At 31.0% G+C, this 23,430-nt stretch carries 15 protein-coding genes and 1 CRISPR repeat array; all 15 genes read left to right on the top strand.

Annotated elements, in window-relative coordinates:
- Positions 1 to 183: 183 nt before the first annotated feature.
- The 15 genes from EII29_RS01465 to EII29_RS01395 all read left to right on the top strand — a co-directional run bounded on the left by EII29_RS01465 (position 184) and on the right by EII29_RS01395 (position 23,429).
- Positions 184 to 1,161, top strand: a complete 978-nt coding sequence (locus EII29_RS01465) for an ABC transporter permease (protein WP_125235774.1) — start codon at positions 184 to 186, stop codon at positions 1,159 to 1,161.
- Positions 1,162 to 2,121: an ABC transporter permease gene (locus EII29_RS01460; RefSeq protein ID WP_125235773.1), complete on the top strand. Its 960-nt coding sequence runs from the start codon at positions 1,162 to 1,164 to the stop codon at positions 2,119 to 2,121.
- A gap of 37 nt (positions 2,122 to 2,158) precedes the next feature.
- The gene (locus EII29_RS01455) at positions 2,159 to 3,190 is read left to right on the top strand and encodes an ABC transporter ATP-binding protein (protein WP_125235772.1); all 1,032 of its coding nucleotides are present in this window, start codon (positions 2,159 to 2,161) and stop codon (positions 3,188 to 3,190) included.
- Positions 3,183 to 4,139 (top strand): ABC transporter ATP-binding protein, encoded by a 957-nt coding sequence (locus EII29_RS01450; RefSeq protein WP_125235771.1) that lies wholly within the window; start codon positions 3,183 to 3,185, stop codon positions 4,137 to 4,139. Before EII29_RS01455 ends, EII29_RS01450 begins: the two co-directional genes overlap by 8 nt.
- Positions 4,140 to 4,604: 465 nt before the next feature.
- The gene (locus tag EII29_RS01445) at positions 4,605 to 4,778 is read left to right on the top strand and encodes an HTH domain-containing protein (RefSeq protein ID WP_233573218.1); all 174 of its coding nucleotides are present in this window, start codon (positions 4,605 to 4,607) and stop codon (positions 4,776 to 4,778) included.
- Positions 4,779 to 4,787: 9 nt separating this feature from the next.
- The gene (locus EII29_RS01440; protein WP_125235769.1) at positions 4,788 to 4,994 is read left to right on the top strand and encodes a hypothetical protein; all 207 of its coding nucleotides are present in this window, start codon (positions 4,788 to 4,790) and stop codon (positions 4,992 to 4,994) included.
- A gap of 289 nt (positions 4,995 to 5,283) precedes the next feature.
- Positions 5,284 to 6,882: a peptide ABC transporter substrate-binding protein gene (locus EII29_RS01435; RefSeq protein WP_125235768.1), complete on the top strand. Its 1,599-nt coding sequence runs from the start codon at positions 5,284 to 5,286 to the stop codon at positions 6,880 to 6,882.
- A 29-nt stretch (positions 6,883 to 6,911) separates the two neighbouring features.
- On the top strand, positions 6,912 to 8,510 hold the full coding sequence (locus EII29_RS01430; protein ID WP_125235767.1) for an ABC transporter substrate-binding protein: 1,599 nt from the start codon (positions 6,912 to 6,914) through the stop codon (positions 8,508 to 8,510).
- A gap of 412 nt (positions 8,511 to 8,922) precedes the next feature.
- On the top strand, positions 8,923 to 10,542 hold the full coding sequence (locus EII29_RS01425) for a peptide ABC transporter substrate-binding protein (RefSeq protein WP_125235766.1): 1,620 nt from the start codon (positions 8,923 to 8,925) through the stop codon (positions 10,540 to 10,542).
- 297 nt (positions 10,543 to 10,839) lie between these two features.
- Positions 10,840 to 12,050: a CRISPR direct-repeat array (repeat unit 30 nt; unit sequence ATTGAATATCAACATAGGATGTATTTAAAT).
- Between the two features lie 163 nt (positions 12,051 to 12,213).
- Entirely contained in the window at positions 12,214 to 13,800 is a 1,587-nt protein-coding gene (locus tag EII29_RS01420) for a peptide ABC transporter substrate-binding protein (RefSeq protein WP_125235765.1), read from the top strand.
- Between the two features lie 342 nt (positions 13,801 to 14,142).
- Positions 14,143 to 14,268 carry a hypothetical protein gene (locus EII29_RS12980; protein ID WP_255410999.1) on the top strand — a complete coding sequence of 42 codons (126 nt, stop codon included), beginning with the start codon at positions 14,143 to 14,145 and terminating at the stop codon, positions 14,266 to 14,268.
- Between the two features lie 1,011 nt (positions 14,269 to 15,279).
- Positions 15,280 to 17,166, top strand: coding sequence for a tRNA uridine-5-carboxymethylaminomethyl(34) synthesis enzyme MnmG (gene mnmG / locus EII29_RS01410; protein WP_125235764.1), 1,887 nt, complete (start codon positions 15,280 to 15,282; stop codon positions 17,164 to 17,166).
- A 57-nt stretch (positions 17,167 to 17,223) separates the two neighbouring features.
- A complete protein-coding gene (gene rsmG / locus EII29_RS01405; RefSeq protein WP_199726007.1) occupies positions 17,224 to 17,919 on the top strand; it encodes a 16S rRNA (guanine(527)-N(7))-methyltransferase RsmG in 696 nt (231 codons plus the stop codon).
- Positions 17,920 to 17,946: 27 nt separating this feature from the next.
- Positions 17,947 to 18,804 carry a ParB/RepB/Spo0J family partition protein gene (locus tag EII29_RS01400; protein ID WP_125235763.1) on the top strand — a complete coding sequence of 286 codons (858 nt, stop codon included), beginning with the start codon at positions 17,947 to 17,949 and terminating at the stop codon, positions 18,802 to 18,804.
- 29 nt (positions 18,805 to 18,833) lie between these two features.
- Positions 18,834 to 23,429: a translocation/assembly module TamB domain-containing protein gene (locus EII29_RS01395; RefSeq protein WP_125235762.1), complete on the top strand. Its 4,596-nt coding sequence runs from the start codon at positions 18,834 to 18,836 to the stop codon at positions 23,427 to 23,429.
- Position 23,430: the final 1 nt, after the last annotated feature.

Below are 23,430 nucleotides of genomic sequence, written 5' to 3'. Positions count from 1 at the left end.
ACAATAAATAATTATGATTTGATCGCTGAAAATGACAGGAAAACAACGAAAATATTGAAAAATTATATTTATATATATAACAATAAGAAAAATATATGAGGGGATAAGGATAGAATAACTTGCAAAAGTAAAATGAATTGTAATATAATAATATATATAAAATAAACAGGGAAAGGAAGAAAAATGAAAAACGTTTTAAAATTTTTGGTAAACAGAATAGCAATGGGACTTGTGACATTATGGCTTGTAATAACAATCACATTTTTTCTTTTGCATTTGTTACCGGGAGATCCGTTTCAAAGTGAAAAGGCAATCCCTCCGAAAATTAAAGAAAATTTAATGGCAAAATATCATCTGGATAAACCTTTGGGAGTTCAATATGTGGAATATCTGAAAAGTGTTGCCAAAGGAGACTTAGGATTATCAATGAAAATCAGAGGAAGAACTGTAAATGAAGCTATAGCCCAAAGTTTTCCGGTATCTGCTGATTTGGGAATGAGATCAATAATATTTGCATTATGTTTAGGATTACCGCTGGGAGTAATTGCAGCATTGAATAGGGGGAAATATCAGGATAAGATTGCTATGGTAATAGCGGTCATAGGGATATCCGTCCCGAGTTTTGTCCTTGCAGGACTTATGCAAAAATACTTTGTAGATGTGCATAATAGAATTCTTATTGATAAGTTTAATTTACCTTTTGTAAGAATACTGTTGTCAGGATGGGATAAGCCTGAAAAGAAAATATTGCCTGTCATAGCTTTGGGACTTTATACAGTCGCATTGATAGCAAGACTTTTAAGAGATAAAATGATAGAAGTTATGGGACAGGATTATATAAGGCTCGCTATAGCCAAAGGGGTCAAGCCTCGTAATATAGTCTGGAAACATGCTTTAAGAAATGCCATTTTGCCTATAGTTACAATAATGGGACCTACTATTGCAGCAGTATTGACGGGTTCATTTGTAATAGAAAAGGCATTTACAATTCCGGGGCTGGGGAAATATTATATTCAAAGTATAAATGACAGGGATTATACTATGGTTCTTGGAGTAACTGTGTTTTATGCTGCATTTTTAATAGGAATGATGATAATTATGGATATAGTATATGCAATGGTTGATCCGAAAATCAAGCTCGGGAAAGGAGATGAAGCGTAAATGACGGATAAAGTAACTGAAAATATGGAAGAGTATTTACCTGTGGGTGACGATTTTGAAATTATCGGACCTGATACGGCTCAAAGTGAAGTAATTTATAAACCGAGTTTGACTTTCTGGCAGGACGGATGGAGAAGATTCAAGAAAAATAAACTTGCATTGACATTTTTAGGGATAATGGGAATATTTCTGTTTCTGGCAGTATTCGGACAGATGTTGACAAAGTATTCATACAGGGCACAGGATTTATCAATAAAATTTTTAAGTCCTATGAAAGGAATAGCGACAGGTCACTATCTGGGGACAGATAACCTTGGGAGGGATCTTTTTGCGAGACTTTCTCAAGGAATAAGAATATCAATGCAACTGTCAATAATAACAGCAATAATCTGTGTTGTTTTCGGAACTGTTTATGGAGCTGTATCCGCTTATTTCGGAGGAATTGTAGACAGTGTAATGACAAGAATAGTTGAAATTATTATGATTATACCTTCAATGATTTATATAATATTATTAATGGTAGTAATGGGGAATAGTGTTAAGACTATTATTATAGCAATGTCCCTGACAAGATGGGTCGGTTATTCTTTACTTGTAAGAGGAGAAGTTTTAAAAATAAAGGAAAGTGAATTTGTTTTAGCTTCAAAATCATTGGGAGGAAACTTTTTCTGGATTACTTTAAAACATCTTATACCGAATACATTAAGTGTAATAATTATAAGGTTGACAACTGATATACCTAATATTATATTTACAGAGGCGTTTTTGAGTTTTATCGGACTTGGAGTACCTATACCGCAGGCTTCATTAGGAAATCTAGTATTTGATGGATTTACAAATATGGATTCATATCCGTATCTCTTTATAATACCTGCTGTTGTTATCTCTTTGATAACACTGGCATTTAATATAGTGGGAGATGCACTGAACGATGCGTTGAATCCGAAGCTGAGATCATAAGTTTAAAAAGATAATTAAAGAATATCAGGAGAAAAAAATGAATGAAAAAATTTTAGAAGTAAAAAATTTAAGTGTTTCTTTCAATACTTATGCAGGAGAAGTAAAAGCACTTAGAAATATAAGTTTTTCAGTAAATAGAGGAGAAACATTGGCAATAGTAGGAGAATCAGGCTCAGGAAAATCTGTTACCGTGCAGACTGTCATGAAACTGATACCTATGCCGCCGGGAGAAATAAAAAGCGGAGAAATTTTATTTGAAGGAGAGGATCTCGTAAAAGTTTCAGATGAAAGAATGAGACAACTAAGAGGAGGAAAAATAGGAATGATATTTCAGGATCCTATGACTTCCCTGAATCCTACAATAAAAGTCGGAAAGCAGATAATGGAAGGTATTTTGATACATAAAAAAGTAAGTAAATCCGAAGCAAGAAAACAGGCTATAGATATGTTGGAAAAAGTAGGAATACCTAAACCTAAAGAAAGATTCAACCAGTATCCTCATGAGTTTTCAGGAGGAATGAGACAAAGAGCGGTTATTGCAATTGCATTATCATGTGAACCCGATTTATTAATATGTGACGAGCCGACGACGGCACTGGATGTTACAATACAGGCACAAATTCTGGAATTGATAAATAATCTGAAAAAAGAACTGAACATAGGAGTAATACTTATAACTCATGATCTTGGAGTTGTTGCTGAAACAGCCGACAGAGTAGTGGTAATGTATGCGGGAGAAAAGTTGGAAGAAGCTCCTGTTAAGGAATTGTTTAAAAATCCGAAACATCCTTATACATGGGGACTTTTAAAATCGCTTCCGAGACTTGATATGAAAAGCAATGAAAAGTTGGAGTCTATACCCGGAACACCTCCTGATTTGTTAAAACCTCCTGCGGGAGACCCTTTTGCACCGAGGTCCGAGTATGCAATGAAAATTGATTATGAGAGAAAACCGCCTATGATAAATATGGGAAATGATCATTTTGTAAAATCGTGGTTATATGTTGACGGAGCACCGGAGATTAACACTCCTTTTAATAATGTAAATAGGAAAAAGGGGGATGAGTAACGTGACTGACATAAATAACAGAAAAAAAATGATAGAAATGAAAAATCTGAAAAAATATTTCCCTATGAAGAAAAAACAGGTTTTGAAGGCTGTAGATAATATAACAATGGATATTTATAAAGGGGAAGTTTTAAGTCTTGTAGGTGAATCAGGTTCAGGAAAAACTACTTTAGGACGGACATTGAGCATACTTTATCCGAAAACTGCAGGAAAAATCATATTGGACGGGAAACTGACAGATGAATATAACAATAAAGAGTTTACTAAAAAGGTTCAAATGATATTTCAGGATCCTCAGGCATCACTTAATCCTAGAATGACAGTAGGAGATATTATAGCTGAAGGAATAGACCTTCATAAACTGGCTTCGTCTAAAAAGGAAAGAATGGAAAAGGTGTATGAACTCCTTGAAGTAGTCGGACTTAACAGAGAACACGCAAGCAGATTTCCGCATGAGTTTTCAGGAGGACAGAGACAAAGGATAGGAATAGCTAGAGCTCTTGCAGTAGATCCGGAAGTTCTTATATGTGATGAACCTATTTCGGCTCTTGATGTGTCTATTCAGGCACAAGTGGTAAATCTTTTGAAAGATTTACAAAAAGAACGTAATTTGACATTGCTTTTTATTGCTCATGATTTATCAATGGTAAAATATATATCTGACAGGGTGGCGGTTATGTATAGAGGTAAAGTTGTAGAATTGGGAAATCCTGATGATGTTTATAACAACCCTGTACACAGCTATACAAAATCACTTATTTCAGCAGTGCCTGTAGCAGATCCGGAACATAAGAAGACTGAAAAAATAGAAATGGAAGAATCATATTTGAGAAGTCCCGTGGGAGATGTTTCTGAAATCGGAATTATACCTGAAAAATCTGAACTTACAGAATATAGGCCGGGACATTTTGTAGAGACTTCCTTTTTGGAGGAACATAATCTGATATAATATTCGGTTTTAGTAAAACCGATTCAAAAATAGACTGATTTATAATTTAAAATAAATATTGTGTTGTATTTTAAAAAGAAAATAAGTTTTAATTTTTGGAATGTTTAAAACAGTTATTATGTTGTATATTTTAGATAGATTTTAGGAAAGTTTATTATAATATGTAAGTATTTATTATTTTAAAATTTTTTAAATATTATTTATTGTATAAAAATAAAAAATCCGTAAATAAAATCCGATAGTAAAATTTTATCTAAATCAAAAAAGATAAAATATACTGTCGGGTTTTTAATATTTTAAAATAAATGGATGTTAAAATTTTTCAAATTTTTACATTAAATTATATTTGGAGAAATTTTTTGCCATAATATAAAAGAAAAAATAGTAATTGATGTTTTAAAAATAAAAGTTATACTTTAATTACTAAGATAAGAAAAGATAAATATAAAGTGAAGTTTGGATATTTTGGACAGTAGAATAAGGAAAATATTTGATTTATTATCAGAAGATAAATATAAAACTGCTGAAAATTTATCTAAAAAGCTGAATATAAGCAGTAAAAGAGTAAGAAAACCGTTAAAAGAGTTAAATGAAATTTTTGAAAAAAGCGGAGCAATTATAATTTCAAAATCGGGATAAGATTATATTTTGAAAATATATGACAGAGAAAAATTTTCAGATATAAATTTATTCAAAAAGAGTAATACACTACCTGTTACTTCAGAAGAAAGAATACAATATACAATGGAATATATTATAAATACAAGGAACTATATAAAAGTAGAAAATTTATCAAAAATACTTTTTATTTCAGGAAAAACTTTAGCTGAAGACATTAAGGAAGCAAAAAAATAAATAAAAGATGAATTATTTCAGATGGGAGAATACCGGTTTTTAATATCTAAATTTCAATTTAGGTATTAAAATCGGAAAGACCCTATTTAAATGATTCGGGATAATTCTTTTTATTATTATAACAGATAAATAAAAAAATTACCATTTATAAAACTAATCATTATATAAATAATAAATAATTGTATAAATAATTGAAAAAATATATAATAATTATATCAGAGATACAGTATTATAAATTAAAAGTTAAGTGTAAATTGTAGAACAATTATTATGTAGGAGGGAAGGAATTATGAAAAAAATATTGTTGTTTTTAGTAGGGATGATTTTAGTCGTATCATGCGGGGAAAATCAAGGAAAAAAAATGAGTGGAAATTCAGTTTCTTTTAATATGGAAGCTGAGCCTGCTTCACTTGATCCTCAACTGTTGACGGATATGGGAGGATTTATGGTATCCGGTATGCTTTATGAAGGTCTGGTAAGATTAAATGAAAAAAGTGAAATTGTTCCTGCAGGAGCTGAAAGCTGGGATATTTCTGAAGATGGAAAAATCTGGACCTTTAAAATAAGACAGGGAATGAAATGGTCAAATGGGGATACAGTTAATGCTTATGATTATTTCAGAGGAATGAAAAGAGGTCTGGAACCTGCCACTGCAGCTGAATATGCTTTTATAATGTATTATATTCAAGGGGCTGAAGATTATAATATGGGGAAAACCAAAGATTTTAACAGTGTGGGAATAAAAGTGAAAGATGATTATACACTTGAAATAACATTGTCGAAACCGGCCGCATATTTTGGTAAAACACTCATAATGCCTATTTATTTTCCGTTAAATGAAAAAGCTATAACCGAATATAAGGATAAATATGCTACAGAAGCGGATAAATCCATATACAATGGTCCATATACAATGAAAGAATGGATACATGACAATAGAGTGGTAATGGAAAAAAATTCTAATTACTGGAATAAAGATAATATCAAAATTGATACTTTAACAGCAATGATGGTGACTGATTTTGAAGCAGCGACAAATCTGTTTGAAAATAAAGAATTGGATTTGACAAGAATTTCAGTGGAAAAAATAATTTCATTTGAAGGTAAGCCGGAACTGCGTAAAGTTCCTGATGGAAGAGTTTATTATCTGGCATTTAATCAGAAGAATCCGATATTGAAAAATAAAAAAATAAGACAGGCACTATCTCTTGCCATAAACAGAGATGCTCTTGTCAAAGATATTTTAAATGACGGAGGGGTAAAAGCTTCAGGAATAGTTGCAAACGGGATGCCTGGTGTTTCAGGAGATTTCAGAGATGAATTAGGTGACCTTTATGCACAGTATAAAGACTTGGATGTAAAAAAACTTTTTGAAGAAGGATTAAAAGAATTGGGGATTACTCCTGATCAGGTAAAATTGACATTAACTGCCGATGAAAAAGGGACAGGAAAAAAAGAAAGTGAATTTTATCAGTCTCAATGGAAAGAAAAATTGGGTATAGATATAAATGTTGAAATAATAACATATAAGGAAAGATTATCCAGAGGAAACGAAGGAAACTACGAAATAATAAGATATGCGTGGGGACCTGATTATGCAGACGCGATGACATATATGGAGCTGTTCCTTACGGGTACGGGTCTGAACGTTTCAAGATATTCAAATCCTGAATATGATAAATTAGTTGCATTTGCTCAAGCAAGCAACGATCATAAAGCAAGAATAGAAGCAATGCAGAAAGCTGAAAAAATGTTGATGGAAGATTATAATGTTTCAGGGCTTTATTATCAGGTAGCAGCTTACCTTATAAACCCTGATTTGAAAGAAGTTTCAATAAAAGCTGTGGGAAATCCTATAGATTTCTATAATGCATCTATAAAAAAATAAAATTATGAAGTTAGAGAGGGCAAAGACAAATGAGAAAATTTTTATTTACAGTACTGGCAGTATTGTTCATATTAGGATGCGGAAATAAAGCCGCAGTAAATAATACCGGTGAAACATTACTGTTGAATCTGAAAGAGGAAGGTAAGTCTTATGATCCTCAGCTTGCAAATGATGCGACAGGAGAACTTGTGGATTCTCTTGTAGGAGAAGGACTTACAAGGCAGGGAAAAGATGGAAAATCTATTCCCGGAATAGCTGAAAAATGGGAAACTTCAGATGACGGCTTAGTATGGACGTTTTATTTAAGAAAAAATGCCAAATGGTCAAACGGTGATACAATAACGGCAAATGATTTTAAAGAGGGATGGCTGAGAGCTTTAAAGCCTGAAACAGCAGCTGAATATGCTTTTATGCTCTTTCCTATAAAAAATGCCGAAGAATATAATACAGGTAAGACAAAAGTTGAAGATGTCGGAATAAAAGTTGTGAATGACTATACTCTTGAAGTTATTTTAAAAGCTCCTGTAACTTACTTTGATTCCCTTGTAAGAGTCCAGACATATTTACCGCTGAATAGTAAATTTTATGACAGTGTAAAAGAAAAATATATGACTTCCGTTGATACTTCAATATCTTCGGGAGCCTATATTATAAAGTCATGGACACGGGATTCCGACATTATATTTGAAAAGAATCCCAATTATTGGAATAAGGATGCCATAAAACTTGAAAAAATTGAGGCGAAGTTTATAAATGATGCCGCTGCGGATTTGAATGCTTTTAAAAATGGTGAAACTGACGTAACGAATATATCTGTTCAGCAGTTGAAAGAGTTCAGGGAAGATCCACGTTTAAAATACACTAATGACGGTTCAGTATGGTATGTAATATTTAATATGAAAAATAAAGTATTATCCAATAAAAAAATAAGACAGGCGTTATCGTTGGCAATTGATAAGGAAGAAATGGTAAGAGGGGTGCTGAATGGTATAGGAAGTGCGGCTTACACATATACTCCGAAAAATATAGGAATAATAGGAGTAGATAAAGATTTTGCCTTGGAAGCGGGAGAAATATTTCCTAAATATAACATAGAAGAGGCAAAAAGACTGCTAAGTGAAGGAATGAAAGAACTTGGAATTACTGAGTTTCCTGAACTTGATATGATATTTAATGACTCGGGTAATAATAAGATTATAACTGAGTTTATTCAGGAAAATTTTAGAAAGAATTTAGGTATAAATATAAAAATTTCTTCAATGACATTTCAGGAAAGACTTGCCAGAATGGAACAGAAAGATTTTGATCTTGTATTGGCAGGATTTGCGGGAGATTATAATGATGCTATTTCCTATTTGGAAAGATTTGAATCGACAAATGGTAACAATTATTCCCAATATGTAAATCCGGAGTACGATAAACTCGTTAAAAAAGTGAAGACATCGGCGAATCAGAAAGAAAGAGTAGAAGCTATGATACAGATGGAAAAAATAATAGGAGAAGATATGCCGGTAGGTCTTTTATATAACAGAATGCAGATCAAACTCGTAAATCCGAGAGTAAAAGAAATTCAGTTTAATGCTATAGGGAAAGATTATAATTTGGATGAAACTTATATTCAGAAATAAATTTTATAGTTTGTTTTGTTGTTTTTTTGAAAAAAGTTGAACCGAAAAATAATTTAACTTAAATTTTGCCGAAACTAAAAATATTCGGTTATTATATCTAAAATTTTATGAAAAAGTTTTGTAGTCGTTAACGGAAAAGTGAGAGAACAATGAAATATCACAAAAGAAGAATGAGTAAGAAATAAATTGAAATATCAGTTTTTTATTAAATTTTTTCACAAAAGTATGAAAAAACTGAAAAGATCATAAATATTGGGACCTTTTCTTTTATTTCTTTAGTAAATAAAAGAATATATAAAATATATGAAATATTATAAAGTTGTAATAGAAATTTATCGTTATATGAGGTATAATAAATTATCTAGTTTAAAATAAAGGTCGAAAAAACCTAAAGAAAGAAGGAGATAGTAAAATGAAAAAAATATTGTTGGCATTTACAATGCTTATGTTTATACTGGCCTGTGGAGGAAAAGGGGGAAGTACTGAAGGCGGAAATTCAGGAAAAAAAGGAAGTACATTTACTTTGAATGCAGTTTCAGAGCCTCAGTCAATAGATCCCCAATTATCTACTGATATAGTAGGAGGAGCAGTAGATGATTTGATAACTGAAGGGTTACTCAGAAGAAGTAAAGAAGGTAAACCTGTTGCGGGACTGGCTGAAAAATGGGAAGCTACTCCTGACGGTCTTAAATGGACATTTCATTTAAGAGACGGTATAAAATGGTCAAACGGAGATCCTATAACTGCAAATGATTTTAAAGCGGCATGGTTGAGAGGACTTAATCCTGAAACCGCTGCTGAATATGCTTATATGCTTTATCCTATAAAAAACGGAGAAGCATATAACACAGGAAAAGCTAAAGCGGAAGATGTAGGAATAACAGTTGTAGATGATAAGACACTTGAGGTAACAATGGAAGCGCCTACACCTTATTTTGACGATTTGATTACATTTAAGACATATATGCCTATGAATGAAAAATTTTATAAGGAAGTGGGAGATAAATACTTTACTGAAGCGGATAAGACATTGTCTTCAGGACCTTATATAATGAAAACTTGGAAACATGACTCTGAAATGACTTTTGAAAAAAATCCTAATTATTGGGATAATGCAAATGTAAAAGTTGATAATATCGTATTTAAGCTTATTTCTGATAATGCGGCAGGATTTAACGCATTTAAAAACGGAGAAGTTGACGTAACTTCCATAACAGTGGAGCAGGCTAAAGAATTTAAAGATGATCCGAGATTAGTTACAAATAATGACGGTTCAGTATGGTATTTACTGTTTAATACTAAAACAAAAGCATTGAGTAATGCAAAAGTGAGAAAAGCTTTGCTTATGGCTGTGAACAGAGATGAATTGACTCAGACTGTGTTAAGCGGTTCAGGAAAAACTGCAAAAACATTTGTTCCGTCTGAAATAGGGATAAGAGGATTAAATAAAGATTTTGCAGAAGAAGTTTCCACAACAATACCTGTATTTAATCCTGAAGAAGCTAAAAAACTTCTTGAAGAGGGCTTAAAAGAGCTTGGAATGGATAAATTTCCTCCATTTGAAATGATATTCAATGATTCAGGAAATAACAAACTGATAGCTGAGTATATACAGGAAAGTTTAAGAAAAAATCTTGGAGTTGAGTTACAATTGTCGGCAATGACATTCCAAGAAAGAGTTTCAAGAATGAAGCAGAAAGATTTTGATTTTGTATTAGCAGGATGGTCGGGAGATTTCCATGATCCGATTACTTATTTGGATTTATTTGTGACAAACGGAGGAAATAATCACGGATCTTATTCAAATGCGAGATATGATGAACTTGTAAGAAAAATTAAAAGTTCGGCAGATCCTGCAGTAAGAGTTCCGGCTATGATAGAAATTGAAAAAATAATAGCGGAAGAAGTGCCTGTTGCACCATTAAGACACGGTCAGAAAAGATATCTTGTAAATCCTAAAGTTAAAGGAATGCAGTTTACTGCAATAGGTGGAGAATATTTCTTCGGAAATTTAAGTATAGAAGAAAAATAATTTAATAAATTTAATATTAAAAAAAATAGAGACCCGATGGAATTTTTATTTTCGGGTCTTTTTCAATTTTCATAAAAAATATTAAAATAAACATAGGTGGCAGTTTATGCATTTAGTGTTAAAAATAATATTATTTCCCAGCATAATGTTATAAAAAATATCTGAAAATATAAGTTTTATTATATTGCAAAAGAATTTACATAAAAATAAGTTGTAAGTTGGGATAAAAAAGTATATAATTAAATATAGCAGAGTTTTATTATTATAAAGTATATCAAAAATATAAGATTAATCGGTATTGAATATCAACATAGGATGTATTTAAATCGACGAGCTGAGGATCTATAGAGCTTGAAGAGAGGATTGAATATCAACATAGGATGTATTTAAATAACTAAATTTTTGAACTTCCCAGATTGGTTTTGCAAATTGAATATCAACATAGGATGTATTTAAATGAATATAAGAATGAGCGTAGCTGGCTTGAAACGTTATTGAATATCAACATAGGATGTATTTAAATACAATAGATGAATTTAATGAAAACCCAGAAAAATTATTGAATATCAACATAGGATGTATTTAAATTCAATAGTCGCTATTGCTCTATTCAATGCCGTAGTATTGAATATCAACATAGGATGTATTTAAATATTGCACTCTTTAACTTCTTGAGGTATGTAATCTCTATTGAATATCAACATAGGATGTATTTAAATAGGATTTATTGAAAGACGCTATAGATTCAATAGTCGATTGAATATCAACATAGGATGTATTTAAATGGCAGTAGTAATGCTTTTTAGCCTTTATCTACTGTATTGAATATCAACATAGGATGTATTTAAATAGATGAGGATGTTCGCTAAGGTCAATATTAAGATTATTGAATATCAACATAGGATGTATTTAAATAAAGAAAGGAATTAAGAGAGAAAATATTTTATGAAGATTGAATATCAACATAGGATGTATTTAAATCCTCTTAGTTTTGTTGACTTTTTTCTACAAAAAGTATTGAATATCAACATAGGATGTATTTAAATTTGTATACGTATTTTATTGCTTCTGGCAATTCTGCCATTGAATATCAACATAGGATGTATTTAAATAGCATTTTGGAGTATTGGCTATTATTGCGGAAGATTATTGAATATCAACATAGGATGTATTTAAATATAAAACATAAAAGTGGTGAATTTTCTATAGATGTATTGAATATCAACATAGGATGTATTTAAATACTCTATTCTTAGATGGAAAAGTAGCTAGCAGGATATTGAATATCAACATAGGATGTATTTAAATTATATATTTCCTATAACTTCTAAATAATTGTTAGCAATTGAATATCAACATAGGATGTATTTAAATGAAAAAGTCTAAAAGAGGGCTATTATGATAATTTAAATTGAATATCAACATAGGATGTATTTAAATCAAAGGAATACTTCCTTCTTCGCTGCTTTATTGATAGCATTGAATATCAACATAGGATGTATTTTTATACGGAATTGAAAAAATTAATTGAAATAGATAAAAAATTAAAATAGTAGTGAAAGAAAAAATGATAAAGAATATAAAATAATATTTGATTGTAGAAATTTCAAAAATAATAAGGTATAATTATATAATAAGAAAATGAAAATTAAAAGAAAGTGAGTGTGGAAAATGAGAAAAATATTATTAACTCTTGCTGTGGTGATTTTCATAATGGCTTGCGGCGGAAATTTGAAAAAAAGTAATACAATATCATTGAATTTAAGGACAGAACCTTCTTCAATAGATCCGCAAATAACTACCGATGTAGCGGGAGGAACAGTCGATGACTTGATAATGGAAGGCTTGCTGAGAAAGGATAAGGACGGAAAATCTGTGGCAGGACTTGCCGAAAAATGGGAATCCTCTTCTGACGGATTAGTATGGACCTTTCATTTAAGAGAAGGATTAAAATGGTCAAATGGGGATCCTATTACTGTAAAAGATTTCAGAGATGGCTGGATAAGAGCTTTAGATCCTGTCACAGCTGCAAGTAATGCAAATCTCCTGTTCCCTATAAAAAATGGAGAAGCATTTAATGCAGGTAAAGTAAAAGCTGAAGAAGTGGGAATAAAAATTATTGATGACAGGACTTTGGAGGTAACTTTGGAAGCACCTACACCTTATTTTGATGATTTAATAACATTCAAGGCATATATGCCTTTAAATGAAAAGTATTTTAAGGAAGTTGGTGAAAAATATTTTACTTCAGCAGAAACGACGATATCATCAGGACCTTATTTGTTAAAAGAATGGAAAAATGATTCACATTTTACATTTGAGAAAAACCCCGATTATTGGGATGCTTCAAATATAAAGGCAGATAGTATTACATTAAAACTTATAGATACAACAGCTGCATCCAATGCTTTTAAAAATGGAGAAGTGGATGTGACATCAGTTACATTGGAACAGTCTTCCGAATATAAAGGAAAACCTGAATTGGTGCAAGCAAATGATGGTGGGGTATGGTATATACTTTTAAACACAAAAGTAAAGCCGATAAATAATATAAAAATAAGAAATGCTTTGCTCATGGGAATAGACAGAAAAGAATTAGTTGAAAAAGCATTGAGTAATTCTGAAAAATATATAAAATCATTTGTTCCGGGAGGAATTGGAATAAAAGGACTTCAGAAAGATTTTTCAGAAGAAGTACCTACTTCAATCCCTGAATTTAACTTGGATAAAGCCAAGGAATTACTTTCAGAGGGATTAAAAGAAGAAGGATTGACAAAATTTCCCGAACTGGAACTTATTTTTGCTGAAGGAGTAAACACAAAAATTATGGCTGAATATATTCAGGAAAGTTTAAGAAAAAATCTTGGAATTGAAATAAAATTAAGTATTGTAACAGGAAAAGAAAGAATACAGAGATCAAAGCAGAGAGATTATCAAATGGCTTTGGCAAACTGGGTAGGAGATTTTCAAGATCCTATAACATATCTGGATTTATTTGATTCGAAAAATGCCAATAATCGAGGAGATTTTACAAATTCGAGATATGATGAACTTGTGAAAACTGTAAAAAGTACAGCGGATCCTCAAACAAGAGTAACAGCAATGCTTGAAATGGAGAAAATAATTTCTGAAGAAGCTCCGGTAATAGTTCTGTTTCAAAGGCAGAAAAGGTATCTTGTAAATCCTAAAGTAAAAGGACTTGGATTTATGGCAATAGGAGGAGAATTCTTTTTAAGAGAACTTTATATGGGAAATTAAATTTTTTGTAAAAAATTAAATAAAAGAATATTCAATTTAAAATATGAATTATACTTGGAAAAAGGCAATATTTTATTTAACAACTGATTTTCCGCAAAATATAGTTCATATTTTTTATAAAATTTTGAATGTTGAAGAAAAATGATTTCTTATAGAATAGGATTTGTTGAAATATATGTAAAACGAATATGAATATTTAAAGTATATAATATTATAATAATCGATATTATTTCAAAATAAAAGTATAGTTACACTAAGACAAAACTGATATGAATTTATTTATAATGCTTATATGATTAAAATTCAGGACAATATTTTTTCATATAAATATTTTAAATTACTATGAATTTTCAAAAAAATGAAAGGAAAATAAATGAAGAAAAAAGATTTTATCTTTTTTTGATTTTATGTGCAGGAATACTTAACGGAACTCCTAAAAGTGACGCACAAAAAATATTTGATAAATAACAGCGGCAAATTAAAAAAAGACAAATTATAGAATGGGAAAGGAGAATGAAGAAAAAAGAGATTTGTTATAAGCAGAAGTAGATACGAATAATATATATAAAGGGATGTAAAGTTATTTTTGAGATAATAACAAGAAAATATAGTAAACAATGAATCTGAAATACTGTTTTAAAAAGAAATAGTCTTAAAAGCACCATTAATTCAAAATCATGTAGGAAAGATAAAAAGGGGGAGGGATGTAAAACTTGCAGGAGGAACAGTAGAGAAAAAAGTAAGTGATGAGGATTTTCCGCTATACATGGAATCTGCAAGACTGTCACCAAGTTCTTTTGGATTTGAACCATGAAAATTCCTGCTTTTGAAAAATAGAAAGATGAAAGAGAATTTTAAAGAATTTGCATAGGGAATTATAATAGTTTGAACATGCGTCATATCGTAATTATACTTTCAAAAAAAGGAATTACAGCTGAAAGTGATCATGTAAATCATATATTAAAATGTAAAAGATATAGCAGAAGAAATGCAAAGTATAATGAAAGAGGAGTTTTACGGATTTTAAGGAAAATATTTTAAAGTTCTTGAAAGTGGAAGAATGTTATTTGGCTGAGGATTAAAACAGATTTATATAGATTTGAAAAATATGATGACGATAGCCATTTTTAAAAATAGACAGTTGTGCCATAGAAGAGTTTGAAAAAGAAAAAGTTAAAAAATATTTAAGTAATAAAGAGATTATACTCTTACATGAATATGGACTTCAATATATGGTGAGTTTCAGTTATCGTGATGAAGAGTAAACGGCAAAGTTCAGATATGAACTTTCTGAAATATTTAAAATAATTAAATAAAAAAATAGAATAATAAATAAGGAGCTGTAAACTTTGGTTTTTAAAAGAAGTAAGGTTCCTTATTTTGATTGAAAAAAATAAATTAATGCTGTATAATATAAAATGCTGATAAAAAAATATATGAAAATAAATTTAAGATAAAAATACAAGGAGAAATAAGTAAATGAGAGAGTATGATGTTATTGTAATAGGAGCGGGACATGCAGGAATTGAAGCATCGTTGGCTTCGGCAAGGTTAGGTATGAAAACTGCCGTTTTTACAATAACTCTTGATAATATAGGAGTAATGTCGTGTAATCCTTCAGTAGGAGGTCCGGCAAAAAGTCATCTGGTGAAAGAAGTTGATGCATTAGGCGGAGAAATGGGAAGAAATATGGACAAAAGCTTTGTTCAGATGAGAATATTGAACACAAAAAAGGGACCTGCCGTGAGATCATTAAGAGCACAGTCGGATAGAAAAATATACGCAAGGGAAATGAAAAAAGTTCTTGAAAATCAGGAAAATCTTGAAATTATTCAAGATATAGTTACGGAATTTATAATTGAAAACGGAGAAGTAAAAGGAATAAGAACCAAAACAGGTCTTGATTTTAAGGCAAAAGCTGTAATTACAGCAACGGGGACATTTCTAAAAGGTCTTTTATATATTGGTGAAAAAAGAATAAAAGGAGGAAGAATGGGGGAACTTTCTTCAGAAGAGCTTTCGGATTCTTTAAAAGCTCTCGGGTTTCAAATGGGGAGATTTAAAACGGGAACATCACCAAGAATAGATATAAGAACTCTTGACTTATCTAAACTGGAAGAACAGCCAGGAGAAATAGGAGTACCGTTAAAGTTTTCTATGAGAACTCCTGATGAGGAAGTTCTTGCAAAACCTCAATTATCATGTTATCTCACAAGAACAAATGAAAAATCCCACAAAATAATACTGGATAATCTCGACAAAGCCCCTATGTATAACGGAAGTATCGACAGTACGGGACCGAGATACTGTCCGTCAATAGAAGATAAAGTAGTCAAGTTCCATGAAAAAGACAGTCATCATTTATTTTTGGAACCTGAGGGATTTGATACAGCGGAAGTGTATATAAGCGGTTTGTCTACCAGTTATCCCGCAGAATATCAACAAAAAATAGTAAATACTATAGCAGGACTTGAAAATGCTCATATAATGAGATACGGATATGCAGTGGAGTACGATATCGTAAATCCGGGGGAATTGAATTATACTCTTGAAACAAAAAAAATAAAGGGGCTTTATCTTGCAGGGCAGATTAACGGAACGAGCGGATATGAAGAAGCTGCTGCTCAGGGTATTATAGCGGGAATAAATGCAGCTTTGAAAATAAAAGGAAAAGAACCTCTTATTCTTGACAGGGAAAGTTCATATATCGGAACAATGATAGATGATCTTATAAATAAGGAGTTATTTGAGCCATATAGAATGTTCACTGCAAGGTCGGAATACAGACTTATTTTAAGAGAAGATAATGCCGATATGAGACTGTCGGAAAAAGCTTATAAAATAGGCTTGTTAGATAAAAAATATTATAACAGGATAGAAGAAAAGAAAAAAAATGTAATTGAAACTATAGAAAAACTTGAAAATATAAAACTTGGTATAAGTAACAAAAGATTGGTAGAAATACTCGACAAGTATGATGAATCTCTGAAAAGCGGAACTACTCTGAAAGAAATATTAAGACGTCCGAAAGTCACCTATCAGGATATAAAATACATTGCTGAAATTATGGAAAATATACCGAAACTTTCATTTGATGATGAAACTGAATATCAGATAGAAGTTCAGGTGAAATATGAGGGGTATATAGTAAAGGCAAGACAGATAATGGATAGGCAGAAAAAACTTGATGATAAAAAAATACCTGAGGATTTTGATTATGATACAATGAAAGGGATTACACGTGAAGCAAAACAGAGATTGAAGGAAAAAAGACCTTATAATGTAGGACAAGCTTCAAGAATATCAGGAGTGACTCCGGCAGATGTTTCTGTATTGCTTATGTATCTTGAGGGCATATTAAAATAAAAATTGAAAGTATGGGAAGTTATGAAAAGTATTGAAACAGTTGAAATGAAAGAAAATATTAAAGATTATTTCTGTAATTTGCTTTTAAAATCGGAAATTTCTGTAGAAAATGATAGAATTGATAAAATGACAGAGTTTTTAAACTTTCTTTATGAAAAAAATAAGGTTGTGAATCTTACTGCAATAAGAGATAAAAAAGGAATGGCAGAAAAACATTTTGTAGATTCTCTTCTTTTGACGAAAATAATAGGAAAAGATGAAAAAAAACTTGTAGATATAGGTACAGGTGCAGGTTTTCCGGGGCTTGTGCTTGCAATTTATTATCCCGAAAAAGAATTTCTTCTTGTGGATTCGGTGAGGAAAAAAATAGATTTTATAAACGAAGTAGTTGAAAAACTTCAACTGAAAAATGTGAAGACAAGTTTTGAAAGAGCTGAAGAATTGATAAACGGAAATAGAGAAACTTTTGATATCGCTCTTTGCAGAGGAGTCGCAAATTTAAGAGTTATACTTGAATATATGATACCTTTTGTGAAAACAGGAGGAAGATTTCTCCCTCAGAAACTTAATTTAAATGAATTGGAAGAGTCTGAAAATGCTCTGAAAATTTTAAATTCATCAGTTGAAGACATATATAAACTTTCTCTTCCTGAATGCGGTGATGAGAGAATTATATTTGGAATAAGGAAAATAAAGAAAACTGACACTAAATATCCGAGAAAAACAGGAATACCTGCAAAAAAACCTTTGTAAAGATTGTTTTAACATGAAAGGAAAAAAATGAAATTACTGGCTTTGGATATAGATAAAATAATTACTAACAGTAATCAGCCGAGAAAATATTTTGATGATGAAAAAATGGAAGAATTGAAAATATCTATAAAAAATAACGGTCTTATACAGCCAATAGTAGTCAGAAAGCTTGATACGGGGAAATATGAAATAATAGCAGGAGAAAGACGATATCGAGCATGTAGGGATTTAGGAATGAAAACCGTGCAGGTTATAAAGATGGATGCAGGGAATTCTAAAAGTTATGAAATTTCAGTGCTTGAAAATATTCAAAGGGAAAATCTGAATCCTATAGAAGAAGCTGAATCGTATATTATGCTTATGGAAGTTTACGGGTATACTCAGGAAAGACTGGCTGAAAAACTGGGGAAAACAAGGTCGTCTATTTCAAATAAGACGAGAATTTTAAAATTACCTGAAACGGTAAAAGAAATGGTAAAAAAAAATGAGTTGTCTTACGGACATGCAAGGACACTGCTGAGTATTCAGGAAAGTGAAAAAATAGAAGATTTGGCATATAAAATAATTGAAAAAAAGTACTCTGTCAGAGAAACTGAAAGAATTGTAAAAAATTATACGAAAAAAGTTAATAAAAATTTCGAAAAAAAAGAAAAAAATAATGAAAATGATGTAAAATTGTATAAACAGGATATTAATCAGAATTATGAAGAATATGATGAAAAAAACAATGAAAAAATATTTTTAGAAAATAAACTGAGAGAATTTTTTGAAACGAAAGTTTATATAAGAGGAAATATACAGAAGCAAGGAAAAATCGAGATTGATTTTTTTGATTATGAAGATTTGGCAAGAATAGTCGGACTTATGGATATTGAATTTGAATAGAAATAAAATAGAACGGAGGTAGGTAATAGATGAATAAATATTTAAAAAAAAGCTTATTTGTATTTGTTCCTCTTTTATTATCTCTATTTTTATTAAAAGCTTATATTTCCACAAACAATTTTAAGGGGAATTTACAGAAAATTTTGAAAAATACAGGATTGAATGTGGAATTTGATAAAGTGGAATTGAATGGTTTCAGTAAAATCAGTATAGATAATCTTATAATTAAAGATCAGACGGGAAATGTAGTAATAAAAGCTGAAAAAGCTACGGCTACGGTAAACTTAATGCTTCCTTCAAGATTACCCAGAGTAGATGCGTATAAAGGAGAAATATTTTTGGAAAGATATAAAAACAATAAATTTAATATGTTCAATATTCTTCCTCCTGGGGATCCGAATAAAAAAAACATAGACAGAGTAAGCAGAATAGGGAAAATATATGTGCATAATTCAGTACTTCATTATTCGGATATAAGTTTTGAAAAGAAAATAGAAAAAAAATTGGATAATGTGTCGGGGTATCTGGATATTTCCAAATCAAGAGGTTTTTATTTGGAAGCGGAAGGAAACGGGAATGGACAGGAAAAAATAGGAATAAAGCTTGGACAGCTTGTGAATAACAGAGAATCGTTCAAATCATTGTTTGATATAAAAAAAAATAGTGATGTGAGTAAAAAAGAGTTTAACTTGAGTTTTATATTTAAAGATATTAATATAAATGAAGAACTTGGACAATATGTGCCTCTTGATATGATAAAAGTAAAAAAAGGACTGTTAAACGGAACGCTCAGTTTAAGTGACGGAAACTCCGAAAAAAAAATAAAGGCTGAAGGAAAGTTGATTGTAAAAAATGGAACAGTTTTCTATGAGGATTATGACGGAGATATTGAAAATGCAGATGCAGTAATTGAAATGAAAAAAAATACAGTTTCCGTAGATGCCTTAAAAAACTTTGATGACAATCCTCTGACATTCAGACTGGATTCGGATATTGACAAAGGAATACTGACTTTTAAATTAAATGCAAAAAATACTCCTTTTGAGGAAATCGCCAAGTATAAACTTTTTAAAGAAGCAAAAATAAAGGCTACAGGAAAAGTGACAGGGAATTTGGATGTAAATATAGATACAAAATCTAAAGAAACGGAACTGCAAGGTAAATTTTCTTCTTCAGGAATAGAACTCGCAGGATATAATTTCAGAGATTTGGAAACTGAAATAGCAATGACAAGAAATCAGATATTGACCGTCAGAAATACAAAATTTTATTTTGACGAAACAATAGGTGGATTTAAAATAAAAAATCATATAAGTAGCGGAAAATTTATATATAATGTGAAAGAAAAAAATGGAAGTGGAGATTATATAATTGTAAATGAAGGTTCCGATTATGAAATAGGTAGAATAATAGGAACGGGAAATATAGATAATAATAACAATATAAAGGGGAATTTTACATCCTCCAAAATAAACGGAAATTTTATAATAGTTCCTTTAAAAAAGTTGATGACGGTAAATGCGAAAGGAAAAGACTACATCGGTTTAAAATACGAAGGACGGTCATATGAAGTGAATCCCGATATAAAAAATCTTGTGCTTGATTTCGGGACAAAAGGTATAGTTGAGTCAGGGGTTATAAATGCAAAATTGAAAAGTAGACAGAACAAATATTTCGACAGTATAAATGGGCAGATTGTAATAACAGAGAAAGCTTATAATGTAAATGCCGATATAAATACAGGAGGACAAACGGTAGGTGTCAGAGGAAGCACTACAAAAGAGATGTATCACTCTTATACAGTTACTTCGGGAAAATATTCATCTTTTGATGTCGCGAAGTTGCTAAGACAGTATGGCTATAAGTTAAAAGGACTTGACACTGCAAGGCTTCCCGTATCTCTGAATATGCATATAAGCGGGAAATCTGATAAGCTCAGTGGAAATTATAGTATATACAGCTCTTTCGGACGGTATATTATAGAATATGAAGAGCTTTATGCTAAGGGGAAAATAAGAAATTTACTAAGTCTAAACTTAGATGTAAATGCTAAAATGGAAGAGTTGTGGTTAGGATACCAGAGATTTAAAAATGTAACAGGAGAATTGGATATAAGAAACAATATTTTAAATATTGTAGATTTACATAACGGAAAACTAAGTGCAAGGGGACAGTATAATTTAAAAACAGGGAATATGACTATAAATTCGAGTTTAAATAATTATGTTTTATACAATACTGTGCAGCCCGAAGTTAATGTCTATATAGATAGTCTGACTGCGAATTTAAGCGGTAAACTTGATAATCTTTCTGGAAATATAACTATGCTTCCTGCAAAAACTACAATACATTCCAAATATATAGGGGATACAGGAGGGACTGTAGATATAAGAAACAGTGTACTTAATTTTATGGATTTTAAGTTGAGAAAAAACAGTATAGGAGGAATGTATGATTTAAAAACAGGACTTGCAGATATAGTACTCAATCTTAATGAGCCTGATATACCTGAACTGTTTGAATTTAAAGATCTGACTTTCGGAACTTCTTCGGTTCTTAATTTGAAGGGTGACTTAAATAAATTTGATTTGACCGGAAAGGTAATTTTTGATAATATAAGTTATAAAAGTTTTAAGCTTCCTCAAGTAACGGCACAGATGGAATATTCAGACGGAAATGTGGATAAACTCTTTAAATACGGGACTTTTGATATAAAAGAATTTACATTGTATGGAGATAACGGAGAGGAACTGTTCAGGACAAATACCAAGTTTGATTTAGAAAACATAGATATAGACTACAAACTTGAAAATCAGAAATTTACTTTGGATTCAGTTCAGGATTTGAAAGAAAAAGGATACAGTGGTGATATTGATTTAAACTTTATTTTAAAAGGAAAACCTGAAGAATTTTTTACTGATTTGAAAATAAAGTCGGATAAACTTGTACTTAGCGGATTTCCTGTGGATAATCTTGATGTAGACATACAGGCGAATAATAAAGGAGTCAATATAGGACAGTTTTATCTTGAATATGAAAAAAATCCTTTACTTATAAACGGATACCTTGATTTTGTACCTATTCAGTATAATATGTCGGTTCTTGCAAAAGACTTTAATTTAGCATTTCTCGAAGTGGGAAAAGACGTTGAAAAAGCTTCAGGAGTTGCCGATATAGATATAGTTTTTTCAAATGAACAGACTACCGGGAAAGTGCTGCTTGACAGTTTTTATTACAAAACAAAGGATAAACTTACGAATGTAGAAAATATAAATGCTGATATAAATGTCGTGAATAGAAAGTTGAATGTTAATCGTCTTGATGGAGGATATAACGGAGGAACATTTAAAGTTGATGGAGATCTTGATGTCCCAAGTATTCCGCCTGATTTTATGAGGACGAAAAGACTTGAGTTAGGAAAATTTGAGTTGAATGCCGATTTAAATAAAGTCGGAGTAAGATACGGAACAGGAATAGACCTCATTTTAAGTGGGGATGTCAAATTTACTGAAAATAATCTGTTTGGGAATTTGACAGTAAATTCGGGAGAAATAAGGGAGATACCTGATTTTGGAGGGGAAAAGCAGGAACTTTCCCAAGAAGCTCAGGAAAAACAGTTGAAAGAAAAAACAATAGTAGAAGGTATAATAGAAGAAGTAATCGACAAAATTGTAAAACAATATACTGTAGATATAAATATACATACGACAAAAGATTTAAAATTAAATATACAGAATGTAAGTCTTGTAAAAAATATAAGAGGAGAAATAGTCGGGGGAAGCAGAATATTCTATGATTCGGGTAATGTCAACCTATTAGGGAACTATACGTTGAAAAAAGGTTCATTTGTATTGAATAATAATAAATTTAATCTGGAAAATGTTGAAATCAGATTTACGGATCCTTTGGCGACAGTAGCAGACATGAATCCTTTTATAATTTTTCAGGCAAATACTTCAATAAACGGTGAAAGAATAGAAATTTCCATGAACAGTTATTTAAAAGATGCGAATTTGGTTTTTAAATCCGATTCGGGACTTGCAAAAGAACAAATTTTATCTCTTCTTGCCTTTAATACGACAGGGCAGGGTAATGAAAACAGTCAGGGTGGAACATCTCAGGATGGAGCGGTGGTAATAGGCTCTCTTCTGAATACTACATTAAATCAGTTGATTTTTTCTCCGGTAACTGATAAAATTGGAGAAACATTGGGACTGACAAATGTATCTGTAAAAACAGATTTTCAGAAGTCGGAAAATACCGGGAAATACAGTGGAGCAACGACATTATATATACAGGATAATCTGTATAAGGATAAATGGTTCTGGAATCTGGAAGTGAAGTTTCCTTTCCAAGCGAAAGATAAAGAAACAAATACATCAAATCCTTTAGGATATAATGCATGGGTAAATTATAACGTATTTAACGGTTTTGAAATAAAAATAGGGGGAGAAACAGTTACGAAAAGAAGTGAAAAGTCTATAAACTACGGTTCAAATATAAGAAATATAAAAAATGAAATGAATTACTATATCGGAGTTGATTTTTCAGCAAGAGCGGATACATTCAGAGATCTGATGAGAAAAATATTTCGAAAAAAGAAATTAGACATTTTAACTAAATAAT

The sequence above is a fragment of the Leptotrichia sp. OH3620_COT-345 genome, assembly GCF_003932895.1.
Lineage (GTDB): Bacteria > Fusobacteriota > Fusobacteriia > Fusobacteriales > Leptotrichiaceae > Pseudoleptotrichia.
This window is presented reverse-complemented; position numbering and strand designations above follow the sequence as displayed.

What these genes read in the sequence shown, in the direction of transcription:
- EII29_RS01420 (WP_125235765.1), top strand. Translation starts at nt 12,214, where the DNA reads ATGAGAAAAATATTATTAACTCTTGCTGTGGTGATTTTCATAATGGCT.
- EII29_RS01450 (WP_125235771.1), top strand. Translation starts at nt 3,183, where the DNA reads ATGAGTAACGTGACTGACATAAATAACAGAAAAAAAATGATAGAAATG.
- EII29_RS01435 (WP_125235768.1), top strand. Translation starts at nt 5,284, where the DNA reads ATGAAAAAAATATTGTTGTTTTTAGTAGGGATGATTTTAGTCGTATCA.
- EII29_RS01465 (WP_125235774.1), top strand. Translation starts at nt 184, where the DNA reads ATGAAAAACGTTTTAAAATTTTTGGTAAACAGAATAGCAATGGGACTT.
- mnmG (WP_125235764.1), top strand. Translation starts at nt 15,280, where the DNA reads ATGAGAGAGTATGATGTTATTGTAATAGGAGCGGGACATGCAGGAATT.
- EII29_RS01400 (WP_125235763.1), top strand. Translation starts at nt 17,947, where the DNA reads ATGAAATTACTGGCTTTGGATATAGATAAAATAATTACTAACAGTAAT.
- EII29_RS01460 (WP_125235773.1), top strand. Translation starts at nt 1,162, where the DNA reads ATGACGGATAAAGTAACTGAAAATATGGAAGAGTATTTACCTGTGGGT.
- EII29_RS01425 (WP_125235766.1), top strand. Translation starts at nt 8,923, where the DNA reads ATGAAAAAAATATTGTTGGCATTTACAATGCTTATGTTTATACTGGCC.
- EII29_RS01430 (WP_125235767.1), top strand. Translation starts at nt 6,912, where the DNA reads ATGAGAAAATTTTTATTTACAGTACTGGCAGTATTGTTCATATTAGGA.
- EII29_RS01395 (WP_125235762.1), top strand. Translation starts at nt 18,834, where the DNA reads ATGAATAAATATTTAAAAAAAAGCTTATTTGTATTTGTTCCTCTTTTA.
- EII29_RS12980 (WP_255410999.1), top strand. Translation starts at nt 14,143, where the DNA reads ATGAATTTTCAAAAAAATGAAAGGAAAATAAATGAAGAAAAAAGATTT.
- EII29_RS01455 (WP_125235772.1), top strand. Translation starts at nt 2,159, where the DNA reads ATGAATGAAAAAATTTTAGAAGTAAAAAATTTAAGTGTTTCTTTCAAT.